Origin of the sequence: Paenibacillus sp. FSL R5-0713 (assembly GCF_037973325.1) — a bacterium.
GTDB lineage: Bacteria > Bacillota > Bacilli > Paenibacillales > Paenibacillaceae > Paenibacillus.
The window spans coordinates 592,900-610,534 of sequence record NZ_CP150229.1; the positions used below are offsets into that span (position 1 = coordinate 592,900).

At 47.4% G+C, this 17,635-nt stretch carries 14 protein-coding genes; 11 read left to right on the plus strand and 3 right to left on the minus strand.

Annotated elements, in window-relative coordinates; all coding sequences use genetic code 11:
- Positions 1 to 50: 50 nt before the first annotated feature.
- The 3 genes from MKZ12_RS02805 to MKZ12_RS02815 all read left to right on the plus strand — a co-directional run bounded on the left by MKZ12_RS02805 (position 51) and on the right by MKZ12_RS02815 (position 2,469).
- On the plus strand, positions 51 to 1,208 hold the full coding sequence (locus tag MKZ12_RS02805; protein ID WP_339239326.1) for an MFS transporter: 1,158 nt from the start codon (positions 51 to 53) through the stop codon (positions 1,206 to 1,208).
- 82 nt (positions 1,209 to 1,290) lie between these two features.
- The gene (locus MKZ12_RS02810; RefSeq protein WP_339261293.1) at positions 1,291 to 1,956 is read left to right on the plus strand and encodes an oxidoreductase; all 666 of its coding nucleotides are present in this window, start codon (positions 1,291 to 1,293) and stop codon (positions 1,954 to 1,956) included.
- Positions 1,957 to 2,094: 138 nt separating this feature from the next.
- Entirely contained in the window at positions 2,095 to 2,469 is a 375-nt protein-coding gene (locus tag MKZ12_RS02815) for a RidA family protein (RefSeq protein ID WP_017690870.1), read from the plus strand.
- Between the two features lie 107 nt (positions 2,470 to 2,576).
- On the opposite strand, the gene MKZ12_RS02820 is transcribed toward MKZ12_RS02815, so the two are convergent.
- Positions 2,577 to 3,335 (minus strand): tryptophan-rich sensory protein, encoded by a 759-nt coding sequence (locus MKZ12_RS02820; protein ID WP_339239327.1) that lies wholly within the window; start codon positions 3,333 to 3,335, stop codon positions 2,577 to 2,579.
- Between the two features lie 226 nt (positions 3,336 to 3,561).
- Between MKZ12_RS02820 and MKZ12_RS02825 the strand changes: the two genes are divergently transcribed.
- The gene (locus MKZ12_RS02825; RefSeq protein ID WP_339239328.1) at positions 3,562 to 4,527 is read left to right on the plus strand and encodes an arsenic resistance protein; all 966 of its coding nucleotides are present in this window, start codon (positions 3,562 to 3,564) and stop codon (positions 4,525 to 4,527) included.
- Between the two features lie 128 nt (positions 4,528 to 4,655).
- On the opposite strand, the gene MKZ12_RS02830 is transcribed toward MKZ12_RS02825, so the two are convergent.
- Positions 4,656 to 6,284 (minus strand): response regulator, encoded by a 1,629-nt coding sequence (locus tag MKZ12_RS02830; RefSeq protein ID WP_339258628.1) that lies wholly within the window; start codon positions 6,282 to 6,284, stop codon positions 4,656 to 4,658.
- A gap of 5 nt (positions 6,285 to 6,289) precedes the next feature.
- Positions 6,290 to 8,119: a sensor histidine kinase gene (locus tag MKZ12_RS02835; protein ID WP_339258630.1), complete on the minus strand. Its 1,830-nt coding sequence runs from the start codon at positions 8,117 to 8,119 to the stop codon at positions 6,290 to 6,292.
- Positions 8,120 to 8,263: 144 nt separating this feature from the next.
- Here MKZ12_RS02835 and MKZ12_RS02840 point away from each other — a divergent pair, with 144 nt between their 5' ends.
- The 7 genes from MKZ12_RS02840 (at position 8,264) to MKZ12_RS02870 (ending at position 17,577) form a co-directional block, all read left to right on the plus strand.
- Entirely contained in the window at positions 8,264 to 9,145 is an 882-nt protein-coding gene (locus MKZ12_RS02840; RefSeq protein ID WP_036607341.1) for a sugar ABC transporter permease, read from the plus strand.
- The gene (locus MKZ12_RS02845; protein ID WP_253429649.1) at positions 9,145 to 9,981 is read left to right on the plus strand and encodes a carbohydrate ABC transporter permease; all 837 of its coding nucleotides are present in this window, start codon (positions 9,145 to 9,147) and stop codon (positions 9,979 to 9,981) included. Before MKZ12_RS02840 ends, MKZ12_RS02845 begins: the two co-directional genes overlap by 1 nt.
- 1,187 nt (positions 9,982 to 11,168) lie before the next feature.
- A complete protein-coding gene (locus tag MKZ12_RS02850; RefSeq protein ID WP_339239333.1) occupies positions 11,169 to 12,467 on the plus strand; it encodes an ABC transporter substrate-binding protein in 1,299 nt (432 codons plus the stop codon).
- A 316-nt stretch (positions 12,468 to 12,783) separates the two neighbouring features.
- Positions 12,784 to 14,007 carry an ATP-grasp domain-containing protein gene (locus MKZ12_RS02855; protein ID WP_339258632.1) on the plus strand — a complete coding sequence of 408 codons (1,224 nt, stop codon included), beginning with the start codon at positions 12,784 to 12,786 and terminating at the stop codon, positions 14,005 to 14,007.
- Positions 14,008 to 14,030: 23 nt separating this feature from the next.
- Positions 14,031 to 15,083, plus strand: a complete 1,053-nt coding sequence (locus MKZ12_RS02860; RefSeq protein WP_339239337.1) for a YqcI/YcgG family protein — start codon at positions 14,031 to 14,033, stop codon at positions 15,081 to 15,083.
- Positions 15,080 to 16,348 carry an ATP-grasp domain-containing protein gene (locus MKZ12_RS02865; protein WP_339258634.1) on the plus strand — a complete coding sequence of 423 codons (1,269 nt, stop codon included), beginning with the start codon at positions 15,080 to 15,082 and terminating at the stop codon, positions 16,346 to 16,348. The genes MKZ12_RS02860 and MKZ12_RS02865 overlap by 4 nt, the downstream gene beginning before the upstream one ends.
- Complete coding sequence (locus MKZ12_RS02870; RefSeq protein WP_339258636.1) at positions 16,345 to 17,577, plus strand: MFS transporter; 1,233 nt, start codon at positions 16,345 to 16,347, stop codon at positions 17,575 to 17,577. Before MKZ12_RS02865 ends, MKZ12_RS02870 begins: the two co-directional genes overlap by 4 nt.
- Positions 17,578 to 17,635: the final 58 nt, after the last annotated feature.

Sequence of the window (17,635 nt, forward strand, 5' to 3'; positions counted from 1 at the left end):
ATTTATCAATTGCAACATGGGAGGGTGTACCGGCAATTATTTTACAGACATTGCTGGGAGGCCCGTTCTTAACCGGGTTTCTGCTATACCTTGGGGCCGGGTCGAGACATATCGGTTTTGTGCTCGCCATTACGACCTTCGTAAACATTGCCCAGATCGGAGCAGCTTACTGGATGCAACGTATTCGCAGTCGCAAACGTATGCTGCTTTTATTTGTGGGCACACATCGTATCTTATGGAGTGCGACGGGACTGATCCCGTTTATCTTCCCCAAAGAGTGGTGGGTAAGCGTATATATTGGTGTGTATACGGTTGCTTTTATATCGAATACGATCGGCGGCATGATCTGGACTTCACTGATTGGCGACATCGTACCTGCCAAGGTGAGAGGGCGTTACTTCGGAATTCGAAATACGATTCTGAATGCTCTTGGAAGCGTATGCTTATTCGCAGGTGGTATTGTATTGGACCGTTACCCCGGAGAAATAGGCTTTCTGATCCTGTTTATTCCGGTTTGGATCTGCGCTATTGCCAATACAGTCATTTATTTCTTTTATCCGGATGTACCATTCGAGCGTTCTACCGAAAAGGTTTTCTGGCGGATGTTTATCAAGCCGTTCCAGGATCGTTCATTCCTGAAAGCAACGCTGTTTCTGGCTGTCTGGTTATTGATCCAGACCTTGATTGTTCCGCTTTATTCCTATGTTATGCTTGATCTATTAAACATTAATTATCAGACCGTATCCCTGATCACAGTGGTCCAGACGCTGGTTATGATGGCAGGTTTCTATGTCTGGGGCAATCTGAATGCCAGGTTTAGCAACAAAACCCTCCTATTTTGGACATTACCGGTCATTGCACTCTCCTGTCTGTCGTGGGGATTAATGTCGTTTATGCCCGTATTGATTGCACTATTTCTATCTCATATCTTTCTTGGGATCGGGGTGGGTGGATTCAATCAGTTGGCATTTAACTTTACGATCGGAGACACCCCCAAAAGTGAAAGACCGATGTTTGTCGCCGTGTATTCGGCTCTGACGGGAGTGACTTCATTTCTTGGGCCGCTGCTCGGTGGCTGGTTGTATGAAAAGATGGAGAACTGGTCCGACGCGCTGGCCTGGATCTCAGCCTATGGATTTCAGGTGGGGGTTGGTGTAGTCATGCTCATTCTTACGTTTACCCTTGGACGTCGCGTACTGTTAAAATAGTAATGAACTATATACACTGGTATGAATTCAAAAAAGATGGCGAAGTGGAGGGATGTATTTGAATCGTCTCGAACGGAAAGCCATGGTGATTGGAGCCACGGGACTTGTAGGCGAATTGCTGGTTCATCATCTGCTGGAGCACTCGGCATACAGTCAGGTTCGCGTTCTGGTTAGACGTCCGCTTGAGCTGCAACATCCCAAATTGGAACAGCATGTGGTGAATTGGGAACAGTTGGAGAGCCAAGGCGAATTATTCGATGGAATCGATGATCTGTACTGCTGTTTGGGTACAACGATCAAAAAAGCAGGCAGTCAGGAAAATTTCCGTCAGGTGGATTATCATTACCCTGTTCGTGCGGCTATGCTTGCGAAGCAACATGGGGTACCCCAGATGCTGGTGATCTCCTCCATGGGCGCGAGTGCAGGTTCCCGGGTCTTTTACAGTCGGACCAAAGGGGAGATGGAGGATGCATTGTCTGATATCGGTTTTCAATCTTTGCATATCTTCCGTCCTTCCTTAATTCTGGGAGATCGAAATGAGAAGCGGTTAGGTGAACAGATGGCTGCTCATGCCATGAAGTTGCTGGATCGCTGGATGAAAGGCAGAGCAGACCAATACCGGGCAGTCCACGCCGCAACCATTGCACAGGCCATGACGAATATTGCACTGGTGCAAGCGATTGGAAATCATGTATACCCGAATGATGTCATTCATGTTCTTGGCGTGGACGGGGATAAGAACCTTTGAATGAATTGTTTACTTCATAGTGGCCAGTGAGGAGCGTTTCTCGCTGGAGGTAGATCGTGGTATAATAGGCAACAAAAATGAGTTCGAACCCTGACTCCTTGCGGTAGCAGGATAACGAACATGAAGGAGAACTCGTCCATGAAAAAACCAATCTCTACCGATCAGGCGCCAGGCGCCATTGGTCCATACAGTCAAGCCGTTGATGCAGGCGATTTCATCTACACGTCCGGACAGCTTGGCCTGAATCCCCAAACGGGAGAATTCGGTGCAGATGTACAGGAGCAGACACGTCTGTCCCTGAGCAATGTGAAGGCTATTCTTGAAGCAGCAGGCACAAGCATGGATAAAATCGTGAAAACGACGGTGTTCCTGAAGGACATGAATGACTTTGTTCCTGTGAATGAAGTGTACAGCACGTTCTTTGAACAGCCATATCCTGCACGCAGTGCAGTGGAAGTGGCACGTTTGCCAAAAGACGCACTAGTGGAGATTGAAGTTATTGCCCTGAAATAGGACAGTCCTCATTCACGCCGGTATATATAAAAAGCCGATTTCAGGTCGAATGAAAATGACCAGAATCGGCTTTTTGCTTTATGTTTTTGCGTTAGAATGGCAGTCGCTCAATCGCGATCCTGATTACGGGCGAAGAACAGCCATATCGCGTAGATTGCCAGTACGATCGCAATGATGATTGCCGTATAATATACGGAAGTGACATCCTTTTGTTTAAGGGCGATGGCGATGTACGCCCACGTGAATACCAGTGGATATACACTATCCCGATAACGGAAGCTAACGAGTACAGCCAGCACCATTCCCACAATGAGCATAATGATCGTCCAGGTCGGTTCGCTGAGACCAAAACCATCCCAGCCGATTTTATATAACAGCACAGCAGTATTGATGATCGTAGCCACGCTAACCCATCCCAGATAGATGCTGAATGGCAGCTTCACAAGCCAGATCTCAGCAGTGGTCGGAACAGTAATGGTACGTGTTTTTACATACAACACGATCAGAGACAACAGAAGCAGTACAATAATCAGTAAAGCGAGACCGATCTGCAAGTTTTGAAAAGCGAAAATCCAGGCTACGTTAAAGGCACAGCTTGCCAGGAACCAATACCCGAGACGAGTGATGGAGTTCCTTTTCCACGAAGCAGGCACGAACTGATAGATCACAAAGCCTGCAAGCAGCAAGTAGATCAAACCCCATATAGCAAAGGCATAGCCAGAAGGTGTGAGTAGCACAGGGTACATATCCGATACTTCCTTGTTGGTTCTGCCCCCGATCGGCAGAGCGTTGGAAAGATAGTTCACGATAATTACAGCGATAAAACCAATCGCGTTTAACCACTTGTACGGATTGTTACGTGACATGGTGTTTCCTCCTTGGTTTGACGAATGAATGAACCACGGGTCAGTCTACAATGAATATACCCAGTTCTTGCACATTCTAATAACAGCCGCAAAAAATTCACAAGTTGATCTTACGGATCCTTGTGCTCTGACGTTATGCTGGAACGGCACTCTGTCCCAATGTACGCGAAACGGAGCAGAAATATGTCCATGCTCAGGATGTCCCATTTAGAAGTGGAGGAAGAGAATGCTTACACGAGAAACGATGGAGAGACAGCAAACCTGGTTCTATGTCATTGCACTATTATTAGGAGCAGTGATAGGGCTGAGTTTACCGGCATGGGGGAATGTTTTACACTACACTGTGTCCCCTGTACTTGCTGTTCTGTTATATAGCATGTTTGTACAGATTCCTTTTTTACAGTTAAAAGAGTCCTGGTCGAATCTTCGATTCATGGGCGCGTTACTGGCGGCTAATTTTATCGTTGTACCTGTAGTCGTATGGTTGCTTACACTGGCCTTTCCGCAATCACCAGGCGTTCTGATCGGAGTGTATCTGGTACTGTTAACCCCCTGTATTGATTACGTCATTGTGTTCACACAGCTCGGCAGGGGCAATGAGAAACTGATGCTGGCCGCAACCCCCCTTTTATTTGTTATACAAATGATCCTGTTGCCGTTTTACTTATGGGTTTTGATGGGTGCTGAGGTGGCGCAGGTCATGCAGATAGGGCCGTTCGTGGAGGCTTTTCTGTTCCTGATTGTTATTCCGCTGTTGCTCGCTGTCGTTACACAGGTTCTCTCCAGAGGTAAAGTGAGCGGTGAGCGGGTCATGAATGCGACGGCGTGGCTGCCGGTTCCGATGATGGCACTCGCGCTGATCGTGGTTGTCGCTTCCCAGATCGGTAAAGTCTACAATGATATGGCGATCATCGTGAATGTGATCCCGATCTATGTTGCTTTTCTAATCATTATGCCTTGGATATCTCGGCTTATTGCTACTTGGTTTGGATTGAATCCAGGCGCAGGACGAGCGTTGATATTCAGTTCAGCTACACGGAATTCGCTGGTCGTTCTGCCACTGGCCCTGGCACTCCCGCCGGAATGGGCAACCATGGCTGCTGCTGTTATTGTTACACAGACGATGGTGGAGCTTGCAGGGGAGTTAATCTACATTCGTCTTGTCCCCGCGGTGATCTTACGGGATCGGTGAGCAGAAAGAGCGAAACCGTCGTTATGAAATAAGTGATTCTCTGTTAAAAGTAAAATACAAAAGAGTACTCCCGACTGGTCATAGGGGAGTACTCTTTTTAACTCAAATAAATTTTGAACCGGTACCCGTTAAGTACCGGCCTCCAATAATGTTTTACGATATTCCGCTGGCGTGATGCCCTCCATTTTTTTGAACACTTTGCTGAAATACTTTTCATCCTGGAATCCAACCATCTCCGCAATTTTGGCGACTCGCAGGGAGGGGTTTTGCAGTAGCAGCTTCGCGTTATTGATTCGCAATTTGCCGAGATATTCCGACCAGTTCAGGCCAAATTGCTGTTTGAATTTTCGGGAAATATACTCCCGGCTCAGATAGAAACGCGCGGCAATCTGCTGCAAGGACAGGTCCTCCTGATAATGGGCGTCCATATATCGTGCAATCTCACTCATGGGATCAGGATTGGCGTGGTGATGTGCGGTGAGCGCTTTTCCTGCGGCAAGCAGTCGTTGCTCCAACAAGGAACGAAGCAGGGGATAGGATAACAACCCTTCAGCGTCAAATGGTAACTCGGCAAAGGGAATAGATTGTTCCTCCGTCACTTCTTCCTCTTTGAATGACGAACCTGCCGTATCATCAAGCCAGCGGCTCAGCATCCATTCCAGCTCATCGATCCATTGCTGGATCTGCTCGGCACTGACAACCTCAAGATCAGTAATTGGGTCAAGCCATTCGGCAACCGCAGCAGATACACTGGAAGCCCGCAAGCTCATGGCTGCCATCCGCATAGGTTCTTCATAGGCGGTCAAGCGCCTGATTTTATTCCCATTGGATGATTCCAGGGAAGCATGAATTCGCTGTTTGGTATGCACAGCATTGCGTCGCCACAGCCTTGAACTTGCCTCCATATAGGCTGCTGAGATGCCGCCAGGATATGAGTCACAGGTGGAGATGCCGAAATGAAGCTGGCGCTGAATCGTCTGCTCCAATCCATGATTGACCTTGTCCAGAATAGGCTGCAATGAAGTGGGGGGACCCCAATGCAGCAGAACGATCTCATCGGGCTGATCCAACTGGCGAAACATGACGCCTTCGTCTGGGGTGGATAACATCTCAGCGCAGATATTGAGCACCGAGAACACAAGCAGGTCGGGTTGACTGCGATACTTTGCCAGACAACCTGCATCCAGATGGGACAGGCTGGTGACAGCGACGCTACAGACAGGGATTATACCCGGGAGATACAACTCATCCTGCAATCGCTGCAGATGAGAGGGGCCATTGCCTCTTCCGACGGCAAGTTCGGTTAACAGACGATCCTGATAGTGGGGGCGCATTCGATTAACGACAATGGATTGTTTGGTGGATTGCAACCGAACAGCATCCTCCTCTTCCCAAGCTGTAACGGCCTTCAATAGAGATGCATTCAGCTCATCTGCTTCCACAGGTTTTAGCAGGTAGTCCATACCACCGTGCCTGATGGCATGCCTCACGAGTTCAAAATCATCATATCCGCTAATAACCAGCACCTTGCTGTGTGGGGTATGAACGGATATCCATTCGAGCAACGCCATACCGTCCTTGCCTGGCATACGCATGTCACTGAGAATGATTTGAGGTTGATGTGCCGTGATGGAGGCAATGGCTTCATCCCCGTCTGCCGCTTCAATTATTGTATCAATACCAAAGTCTTTCCAATGACCAAGCAACCTTATGGCATCGCGGACATGTTTTTCATCATCTACAAGCAGTGCCTTCATGTTGTTCACTCTCCCGCGTATAGTATAACCCTGATCTTCACACCATTGGGTTCCCGATTGCTGACCTCAAGTCTGGCTGAGTGACCGGGATGTGAGTTCAATTGAAGTCTGCGCATCACATTTCGTAGACCAATGGACTCTGACTCATCGGATTCTTGCGTGGCTAACCCGGTTGATATGTGATTTGGATGGAGCCATCCCCGAATCTCCAGTAATTTATCTTCTGGTATGGAGGGTCCGTTATTATTCAGTTCGATTTCAATCCAATGATCATTGATCCGACGGCTGGATAGAGAGATGTGACCTTTACCTGGCTGAATATCTGCCCCATGTTTAAAATAGTTCTCAATTAAAGGTTGTAACGTCATTCTCGGCATTTCGACAGACAGGGTATCTTCGGCAAAATCCAAATCCACCTCAAGGCGGTCACCGAACCGCTCCTGCTGAAGTTCCAGATATAACCGGGCATGCTCTGCTTCCTCGCGTAAGGTCACGCCGGTCTGATCCCGCATGCTGTAGCGCAGCATTTTGGATAGGGAGGAAAGTAGTGTATACGCCCGTTGTCCTTGCTGTTGAAGGGCAAGTGTACCGATGGATTGCAATGTATTATACAGAAAATGCGGATGAATTTGCGCTTGCAACGCTTTGAGTTGATTCGTCTTATTGGCAATTTCAAGCCGATATTCCCGCAAAATAAGATTATTTACTGTATCCATCATATCCCGGAAATGACGAGCAAGCACCCCGAATTCATCTCGGCTGGATAGGTGGATATCCACATGCAGACGCCCGGCTTGGATCTGGTTCATATACCGCATGAGCTGCTTGAGCGGACCGGTGATTCGGATGGAGATGAACAAGGTTGCGACAATGACCAATACAAGTGCTGCGATGGCAATCATTGCGTTATTCCACGTGAGTGTGGTCGCTCTGGCGTATAACGTCTCATTCGGAATCTGTTTGACGATGGTCCAGTCCGCGTACGTGCTGCCAAGCTGCTGGTACACATACATGGAACGATCCTGTTCAAAATGTCCTGCGACATTCTGGGCTGTACCCGCGTTATTTCGTGCGATATTCAGCTCACTAGCTGTTTCCTCTCGCAGTGAATCGGTATGATTGACCTCGGAACGTCCCTGGTAGATGATCTGATTCTGACCGTCCACAACATAGATCTGTTCCTTAGCCGGATCATACAGTCTGCCGCAGATGGCTGCAATGGTATTCATATTCAGATCAATGGCGAGAACACCCAGACGCTCGGTGGACGGAATATCCTTGATTACCCGATGCAAGGTAATGACTGTTCTTGCAGGATCATCAGGGGAGGCGGCCTTGAATCCGTACGTGTGACTCATATGTGCCGATTCCACCCAAATGTCCGGGCTGTCACCGCCTGTTTTTCCATGAAGCGATCCGGAATAGGCCTGTTTGCGTTCCTCCCGCTTCGGAAAGGGATTCGTAATTAAGGTGGATTGATTGGCAGCAAAAGAGTGCAAATACAGCTGAAAAACATCCGGCACAGCCGCACGGATGGTCTGCAAAGTAGTGTACACTTCAGCCACTGCACGATAATCACCAGGAATCTTCGCCAAGTTACGCAGGAAGTTTGGGTCGTTATACACAGCAAGCGACGCTCTGGCCACGTTATCCACATAGTTATTGAGATTCGTGGACGCTTGGTAGATCAGGCGTTTGTTCTCTTCAACAGCCTGTTCCCGCAGGGCAGTTTTGGTCTGGATAAATGTCATGCTGATCGACGCAAGCAGCGGAAGCGTGGTAGCGATGAGCATAAAGGCAATCAATTTGGTGCGTATACTGTAGTATTTGGACATCGGTCCACCCCTTCTGGTTGCAGGTTAAAGATAGGACAATATTTTACCCCCAACTGTTCACGAGGGTCGGTGTTTCCCTCAGCGATATTGGAGTTTAATAGAGAAAGAGACCAATTTCATCCATCTATAGAAGGGGAGAACGATATGAAGCATCGCAAATCTTCACAGCTGTTACAGCAGCTCGTGTTCGTGGGTCCCTCCATCGTGTTTTTTATTCTCATCATCGTGGTCCCTTTCCTGCTTGGCATGGTGTACTCCTTCACGGATTGGAACGGGGTATCCGAGAACATTAATTGGGTAGGGTTCGATAACTTCGTACATGTTTTTGCGAATGATCCCAAGTTCCAAACGGCGTTTTGGTTTACGGTGCGCTTCACCGTGGTTGGTGTGGTACTAACCAATGTAATTGGCTTTTTCCTGGCCTATTTCCTGACCAAACCGCTCAAGACGAGAAACATTCTGCGTACGATCTTTTTCATGCCTAACGTGATCGGTGGGTTGTTGCTCGGCTTTATCTGGCAGTTCATATTTGTGAAAGGGTTTTCAGCAGTAGGCGATGTAACAGGCTGGTCCTTCTTCAACCTTCCTTGGCTGGGAGACGAACCAACCGCCTTCTGGGGAATCGTGATTGTGTTTGTATGGCAGACCGCAGGATATCTGATGGTTATCTACATCTCATCTCTGACGAATGTATCCCCTGATCTGCTGGAAGCTGCCGAGATTGATGGCGCAAGTCGCTGGCAGGTACTGCGGAGCATCATTCTTCCGCTCATTATGCCAGGTGTAACAATCTGTCTGTTCCTGGCGATCTCCTGGTCGTTCAAAATGTTCGATCTCAATCTGTCGCTGACCAAAGGTGGACCATTCGGATCAACAGAGTCGGTTGCACTCAATATTTACAATGAAGCCTTTGTGAACAACAGATATGGCATCGGAACGGCCAAAGCACTCGTGTTCTTCGTAATCGTTGCCATCATCACCATGATTCAGGTACGTCTGACGAAGAGCAAGGAGGTAGAAGCCTAATGGAGACGACGAAAAATTACCGCTTCAGTACCATTCTAACCGAGATTATCATGGTACTCATTGGACTTTTATTCCTGGTTCCGTTTTACTTCCTGTTTGTGAACTCGGTTAAAACCTTCGGTGACCTGCTCACTAATTCGGCTGCATGGCCGGAGGTATTCCAATGGGGCAACTATGCGAACGCCTGGGAGAAAATTAACTTCCCGTCTGCGCTGATGAACTCGCTCATCGTTACCGTAGTCAGCAATCTGTTGCTAGTGCTGATCAGTTCCATGGCCGCGTACCGAATGGTTCGCAGCGATACCCGGTTCAACCGGATTTTGTTCGGCATGTTCATTGCCGCCATGGTGATTCCGTTCCAGTCTATCATGATTCCACTTGTTACGGTAACCAGTAATCTCGGGCTAATCGATAGCCTTGGGGGACTTATCATCTGTTATCTCGGTTTCGGGGCACCGATGTCTGTCTTCCTGTTCCACGGATTCGTGAAATCCGTCCCACTGGAGATTGAGGAAGCGGCTCGGGTGGATGGAAGTTCTGCCTACGGGGTGTTCTTCCGAATCGTATTTCCACTAATGAAACCGATGTATGTAACCGTCATCATTCTGAACACACTCTGGATCTGGAATGATTATCTACTCCCGTCCCTGATCCTGCAAAGCTCCAACCTGCGTACGATCCCGATCGCGACTTTTGCACTCTTCGGGCAATATACGAAGCAATGGGATCTGGCCTTGCCGGCCCTTGTGCTGGGCATCATGCCGATTATCATCTTTTTCCTGCTGATGCAGAAGTATATCATTCAGGGGATTACCGCTGGATCAGTTAAAGGGTGAGTGCGAGGGCAGGGTCGCCGGCGGGCTCAAGTTGCGCTTTCGGTCGCTGTTGCTCCTCGGTGGCCAGAATGTATTAGGGCAAGGAAGCCACCGAGTTTCAAAGGCGAACGCTCCGCTCCTGCAACGCATTCTTGATCCCTTTGCTCCCACCTCGCATGGAGGTGTGCAAAGGGAAGTCATGCCCGCATAGCTTGGGCATGACTTCTGGGGAAGAGAGTAATAAAGAAAAGAGCTCCTTCAAGAGATGACCAAGAAAGAAAAGATTTAAAGACCATATTGGTAAGACAGAGAAGGAGCGAGGGCAGGGTCGCCGGCGGGCTCAAGTTGCGCTTTCGGTCGCTGTTGCTCCTCGGTGGCCAGAATGTATTAGGGCAAGGAAGCCACCGAGGTTCAAAGGCGAACGCTCCGCTCCTGCAACGCATTCTTGATCCCTTCGCTCCCACCTCGCATGGAGGTGTGCAAAGGGAAGTCATGCCCGCTTAGCTTGGGCATGACTTCTGGGGAAGAGAGTAATAAAGAAAAGAGCTCCTTCAAGAGATGACCAAGAAAGAAAAGATTTAAAGACCATATTGGTAAGACAGAGAAGGAGCGAGGGCAGGGTCGCCGGCGGGCTCAAGTTGCGCTTTCGGTCGCTGTTGCTCCTCGGTGGCCAGAATGTATTAGGGCAAGGAAGCCACCGAGGTTCAAAGGCGAACGCTCCGCTCCTGCAACGCATTCTTGATCCCTTTGCTCCCACCTCGCATGGAGGTGTGCAAAGGGAAGTCATGCCCGCATAGCTTGGGCATGATTTCTGGGGAAGAGAGCAATAAAGAGAAATGACCAAGAAAGAAGCGTGTATAGCCAGGAACTTTTTGTACAGAGTGATGGTATGCTCCTTTTTCAAAGCGCTAACGAATCCACCGCATCTTAATAGGTGGATAATCAAGGAATACAAACTTTAACGAATCTCAGGAACGTTATTCAGGTGAAAAACGGCGTCAGAGCCTTAAAATTCGACCAAATCGACGAAATAACGTCGCTGTGATTCGTTAGAATGTGAGCCTGTGCAAATAGGTGCGAATAACGTGCGCTCGGTTCGTTAGAATGAAAACACGCTTCAGGGGAAGGTTATTCTGTCATCGGAGTGCCAGTGTAAATATGCATTAGTGGAACTGTTATACTGAAACTACTATAGGGAGAGTGTATGTATGAAAAGAATGACGAAGTTGACGTTGCTTATGCTGATTGCTTTTTCGGTAATGCTCGCGGGATGTGGCAATGGGGACAAGAGTGGCAGTCCGGTCAACACGGATGCTCAAGGTGGTAGCGAAGCTGCTGCCGGGGACAAAACTATTAAAATCTTCCAATTCAAAGTTGAGATTGCGGAAGCGCTTAATCGTCTCAAAGCGGAGTACGAATCCTCACATCCAGGCGTTAAACTGGACATTCAAACCGTAGGTGGTGGTAGTGATTACGGTGCTGCATTGAAAGCCAAGTTTGCCGCAGGCGAACAACCGGACATTTTCAACGTAGGTGGATATCGTGAACTGGATACATGGCTTGAATATCTGGAAGATCTGTCTGGAGAATCATGGGCCAAAGATGCGCTCGAAGTAGCTAAAGAGCCAATGACCAAAGACGGCAAGCTCTATGGACAGCCGCTCGCGCTGGAAGGTTATGGTTTCATTTATAACAAAGACCTCTTCCAAAAAGCGGGTATTACCGAAATTCCAACGACACTGGAACAGTTGGATCAAGCTGCACAGAAACTTCAAGCCGCAGGCATTACCCCGTTCTCGAACGGATATCAGGAGTGGTGGGTGCTGGGCAATCATAACGTAAACGTGGCATTTGCCAATCAGGCAGATCCGGTGAAATTCATCCAGGGATTGAACGAAAGCACGGAGAAAATCCCTGGCAATCAGGTGTTCAACGACTGGATTAACTTGCTCGACTTAACGCTGAAATATAGCAATAAAAACCCGCTGACAACCGACTACAATACGCAAGTTACGTTGTTTGCGAGTGGAGAAGCCGCGATGATGCAGCAAGGGAACTGGACTCAAGTACAGATCGATGGAATTGATCCCGATCTGAATCTGGGTATCCTGCCAATGCCAATTAACAATGAACCCAATGACAAATTGTTTGTCGGCGTACCGAACTACTGGGTGGTAAATAAGAATTCCCAAGTGAAACCGGAAGCAAAAGAATTCCTGGAGTGGCTCGTAACTTCGGACATCGGGAAACAATACATGACGAAAGAATTCAAGTTCATTCCGGCGTTCAGTTCCATCACGGCATCCGAGGAAGATCTGGGTGACCTCGCCACAGAGATCATGAAGTATAGCCAGGAAAATAAAACCCTCAGCTGGAACTTCAACCGTTTCCCTGAAGGCGTTCCACAAGAGTATGGCAGCACGATTCAGGCTTACGTTGCAGGCAAATCGGATAAAGCCGGATTGCTTGATGCATTACAACAGAACTGGGATAGTCTGAAAAAATAACAGGTCCCATCCACTCGATTAATAAATGTGGGAATAAGAAAAAACATAAAAAAGGTGACTCCGGATGAATTGGAGTCACCTTTTTTGATGTGAAAATTCCCAGTTAAAAAGTGCAAATATGAAGTAACAGATTGACTAATACAGATGGTGGAGGTGTTTGTATGATGTCTACAACCTGTTGTTAGTACACGGCGTGGCAACAAATAGCCGAATTTTAAATATTTGTAATTTTTAGATTGACAGTTCCATGTTATATCCATATTATAGAAAAATATAACAGATAGTTAAGAATTTTGAATTGGAGGTGAAGTTCTTTATGAGAGATATTGTATTTCTGTGTGACAAGCGAATGAACACCAAAACGGGGTTTCTCGAAGCGTTGTCCAACATATCGGATACAACCAACATTTTGTTAGTAGAGAAGGGATATGAACAATTTTATTCTTTACCAGAAGGGTTGTTCAGTGCTGTGTTCGAAGTGGAGGATATTACTCGGATTGATCAGGTGGAAGAGGTTTTTGAGCGCATTTTGGATGAATATGATGTGGAGCGCGTCATTGCCCCGACCGAAAATGTGGTAGAGACCGGTGGGTATCTCAGATCACGTTTTGGCATACCTGGTATTCAAAAGAATCAGGCCGAGACGGTTCGGAACAAATGGATCATGAAGGAAACATTGCGGCAGGCGGGAATCCACACGTCACAGACGCGTATTGCGTCCAATGCAGTACAGATCAGAAAGATTGTCGCAGGCATTGGTTTTCCCATCATTATCAAACCGATTAGCGGCTGGGCGACGATCATGACGTACAAGCTCAATAATCAAGAGGAGCTTGAGAAGTATATCAGCCAATCCTGGAATCGGGAATCAGTGCTCATTGAGGAATTCATTACGGGTAGGGAGTTCCATATTGATTCGATCGTTTCAGAAGGTGAGCTTGTATTTTCCTCCGTCTCTGAATATTTGTTTAATTGTCTTGAGATTGTCCAGAATGATCGCCCTTCCGGCACGATCTGTTATCCCGCTAACACACATTATGAATATGTGGAACGGATGCAGTCGTTCAATGAAGAGATCATACGGACACTCGGAATACGTAACAGTGTGTTCCATGCAGAGGTATTCCTTCTGCCGAATTGGGAGATCTGCTTTGGAGAGATTGGAGCACGCATTGGAGGCATTGTCATCATTCCGCCTATGGTGTTGAATTCCCATCAGGTGAACTTGTTTGATGCAGCCATTCAAACAGAACTTGGAATATATGAAGCTCCAGCCTTGGTTAATACAGGCAAGTACACAGGTGCGGTTAACTTCCCATCTGCTGTAGGCAAGATCGAAAGTATCTCATCCGCAGAAGATTTCAAATCGATGGAAGGACTCATTGATATTCGAATTAACTATACATCGGGTCAGTCCATTTCAGGTGGTCGAGATACGATGTCCCGATCCGGATATGCCATTGTGGAAGGTCCAGATATCGAATTCGTTAGAAAACAACTTCTAGAACTACATGACAAGTTTGTCCTGGTTCACCAATAAAACCATTCTAGGAGGGCTTTGGGTTGTTGCTAGATAACGCTGATGTGAAGAGACTGGGTAGTCATGATTGGAGAAAGCAGGAATTTGAGCATTTTGAGAAGGACATGACTGGTGATAATCCACGGTTTCCCTGCATATTTGGTTCCATGGGACTTAACCGTAATGAGCTACGTTTCTCCTTTTTTGATGATGTGAATGACCATTCCATAGAAGAACTGGGAAAGGCATTGAGAGAATACGTGGAACAGGCAAGGAGCTTTGGAAACTACACCTCCATGGTCACGTTCTTTAATATTGATAAGGATCTATCCATCGATGAATATCAGCATACATTTTGGTCCATCCTGACCCGGCTGCACACCATTGACTTGAAAGAATGGCCAGAGTTCATACCGAATGAAGAGAAGGATCCCTTGTGGGAATTTTGCTTTCATGGGGAACCCATTTTTGTCGTTTGTAACACACCAGCACATGAGGTCAGAAGGAGCAGACGTGCCAATACATACATGATTACCTTTCAACCCCGATGGGTCTTTGATTCGATTGGCTTGGGAACACCAAAAGGAGATAAATCCAAGGATTTGGTGCGAAGCTTGCTTCGGCAATACGATGCAATTGATCCATTCCCTCATCTAGGGATCTATGGGGATCCGAATAATCGAGAGTGGCTGCAATATTTTATTCCAGATACCAACGAAGTTTCCGCTACAGCGCAATGCCCATTTCATCATATGAGGAGGAATACTATGAGTTCAGTTCAATATATCAAAGGGTCTGACGTAACACTTGAAGAAGCTGTAATGCAATTGCTGCCTGTAACCGGTTCGGTAGAGGTACAAAGAGATACACCATTCAGGGAGCACAAATCCCATACCCATCCTACAGACGAAACACTTTTGATTATAAATGGAGATATTACCTTCTTCACTGAAGAAGGAGAACTGCATTGCACGCCTGGTGACCGCATTCTGCTTCCGGCTAATACGGTGCATTCCTCCAAAGCCGGGGAGAATGGAACGTTGTACATTATCGCTTTGGAGTTTGTGGAGCAGCCGAAAGAAGAGGTTCTGGCATGACTCGTTCCTCCGTTGGTTTGCTTATGAGAAAAGGTTTTTCCCTGCACGGGGATCATATTGAAGCCCTGGGGAGAATTTTCGAAGAGGTCCATTTATGGACCTCTGTTTCTGGATATGAACAAGATCCGCGCTTTCGGTCTGTTCAGCATATTCCCAAGTACGAGAATGTGGAAGAAATGATCTTGCAGGCTAGACAATTAGGCGTTCCGTTTTTCATTACCTGGCAGGAAACGGATATTGTACTGAATGCGAGACTGAATGAAGGGCTGGGAAGACAGGATATTCCTGTCCAAGCGGCCGAAATTGCCAGAGACAAGTCCAGACAGCGTCAGTTCTTGAAACAGGAGGACGTGGCCTGTCCTGAATTTTATGCTGTAAATACGTTGGATGAGGCTGTTTCAGCGGCGGCAAGTGTAGGCTATCCGGTTATTATTAAACCCACATTGGCCGCATCCAGCAGCCATGTTGCGCTCGTTCATTCGTATCCCGAATTGAAGGAGGCCTTCGATAGTATCTCGCAACTTGCCATTTCGCAATCGGGGCTATATTTTGACGAGGAATGTCCTGCAATAGCGCTGATTGAAGAGTTCCTGCCCGGGGAAGAGATTACGCTGGATGGCGTAGTTGTGAATGGACGGTTTTATCTGGGGGGAGTCCATAACAAGCTCAGAATGCCAGGTCCTTACTTTGAAGAGGACGAATATACGCTACCTTTTCAGGGAGAATCCAATGTGGAACAAGAACTTTGCGAGATGGCTCAGCAAATATGCACAGGTCTGAAACTTGTAAATGGGCTGTTTAACGTTGAAGCCAGGCAGAACGCCAACGATGAGTATAAAGTGGTGGAGTTCAGCTGCCGTATCAGTGGTGGGCATGTCTATCGTAATATTCGCGATGTGTACGGCACAGATCTGGTGACCGCCCATGCTTGTGGTCTTCAGGGGGAGGAGAAGTTGGCTGCCCATTTTGCGAAAAGAACGGCTCCCAAGTGCGCAACCTGTATCAAGTTTGTGTACCGTGATGGCAAGGTGTTGAATAATGCCAGCGGTGAGGCAGCAGACGATGTGAGGTACCGGGCGTATTATCCGGTTGCTGCCAAAGGTAGAGTGGTCCATTCTGCTCCGAAGGGATTCGATATTACAGGTCTGCTGTCTGTACGTACCAAATATCAGGGTCCTGAGGACATCGAATCGGTAAAACAAGCCGCAAGATTGCTGGAACAAAAGCTGGATTTGCAAGTTGCTGAGGTGAGACAGCTTCAATGATACAGACTATTTTATTCATCCTCTTCCTGTCCATTACCTTATGTGGAGATACCATTCTAAACATTACCCTGATCTGGTCGGTACTGGAGCAGGGTGGGTCGATTACTCATCTGAGTATTATTATTACGATCATGAGTTTGGTACCTATCTTATTGCAAAAGTATAGCTTTTTCCTCAAAACTGCACTTAAAGAACGACCCTTGCTGATTTTCAGCTTAGCACGCATCCTGGGTATTGTGTTTCTGCTTGTGTTTTTAATTCAATTTGCCGGCAATACCAATGTGTATGGCTTATATCTGATTGGTGGCGTATTCTCCGTGATTCTGTTTTTGACCAATCAGAGCCTGGAAATCTACATGTCCCAGATGGTGTTGGATGGGAAAATCAAATCACACAAGGCCTCGCATGACTTGCAGACTGCAATTCAGATTGGTGCATTTGGAGGAAGTGCGGTAACTGGAGTTTTACTCAGTATAGGCGGGTTGCCAATGATCTCAACGGTACTGATGGTGACGCTGGCTGTGGGTATGATGGCTCCATGGCTCATTCCGATTCTGTCCCGATCCGGTCAGGCGGAGCAGAACGTACAGAAAGAAAAAACCGAGGCTCCGCAGATTACGTACTCCGACGCTGTGCGAAAAAAAGTACTGAACATGACCATATTGGCGGTAGTTGTATTAACCGTGCAATTGGGAGCAATCAATTTTATCGTACCGATTTTGTTCCATGATATCTACAATTGGGATTCATCCCGTTACGGGGCTATCGGAGCAGCGATGGGGCTTGGTGCCTTTCTTGCAACGCTGATTCGTAAGTGGGAACACCGAATTCCAATGTATCTATTTATACTGATCGGCGTTATCGATATCATCGTTGGCACGGTACAGGTGTTTGCGGTGTCGTTAATCTGTGGATTCATGCTTGGGTTTGTGTTTAACCGGACTCGTATTATGCAAAGATCTGTCATGTTTGATAACTTGCGCAGCCGTGAAGAGACCATGAAGTGGTCAGGAAGATCAACGTTCGCCACTCAATTCACAAGATCTGTTGTCCCGCTGGTTCTGGCACTACCGCTGTCCGTTATGGGGCAGGAGAACACAGGCATGCTGTTAGGAGCAATCGGTGTTACGGTGACGATAATCCTGTTTGTCGCTATCCGACTGGAGAACAGATTGCCACTTCAAGGCACCGAGTCGATTATTGCCGGGGACAGTAAACCTTCGATTTGAAGGAGGTAATCCGTTGTTCAAGATTGGGTATAAAGTGTATGGAGGGTCAGCCAGATAC

Coding starts and splice junctions, on each gene's coding strand:
- MKZ12_RS02825 (WP_339239328.1), top strand. CDS start 3,562: ATGCTTACACGAGAAACGATGGAGAGACAGCAAACCTGGTTCTATGTC.
- MKZ12_RS02810 (WP_339261293.1), top strand. CDS start 1,291: ATGGTGATTGGAGCCACGGGACTTGTAGGCGAATTGCTGGTTCATCAT.
- MKZ12_RS02835 (WP_339258630.1), bottom strand. CDS start 8,119: ATGTCCAAATACTACAGTATACGCACCAAATTGATTGCCTTTATGCTC.
- MKZ12_RS02850 (WP_339239333.1), top strand. CDS start 11,169: ATGAAAAGAATGACGAAGTTGACGTTGCTTATGCTGATTGCTTTTTCG.
- MKZ12_RS02840 (WP_036607341.1), top strand. CDS start 8,264: ATGAAGCATCGCAAATCTTCACAGCTGTTACAGCAGCTCGTGTTCGTG.
- MKZ12_RS02870 (WP_339258636.1), top strand. CDS start 16,345: ATGATACAGACTATTTTATTCATCCTCTTCCTGTCCATTACCTTATGT.
- MKZ12_RS02865 (WP_339258634.1), top strand. CDS start 15,080: ATGACTCGTTCCTCCGTTGGTTTGCTTATGAGAAAAGGTTTTTCCCTG.
- MKZ12_RS02845 (WP_253429649.1), top strand. CDS start 9,145: ATGGAGACGACGAAAAATTACCGCTTCAGTACCATTCTAACCGAGATT.
- MKZ12_RS02855 (WP_339258632.1), top strand. CDS start 12,784: ATGAGAGATATTGTATTTCTGTGTGACAAGCGAATGAACACCAAAACG.
- MKZ12_RS02815 (WP_017690870.1), top strand. CDS start 2,095: ATGAAAAAACCAATCTCTACCGATCAGGCGCCAGGCGCCATTGGTCCA.
- MKZ12_RS02820 (WP_339239327.1), bottom strand. CDS start 3,335: ATGTCACGTAACAATCCGTACAAGTGGTTAAACGCGATTGGTTTTATC.
- MKZ12_RS02830 (WP_339258628.1), bottom strand. CDS start 6,284: ATGAAGGCACTGCTTGTAGATGATGAAAAACATGTCCGCGATGCCATA.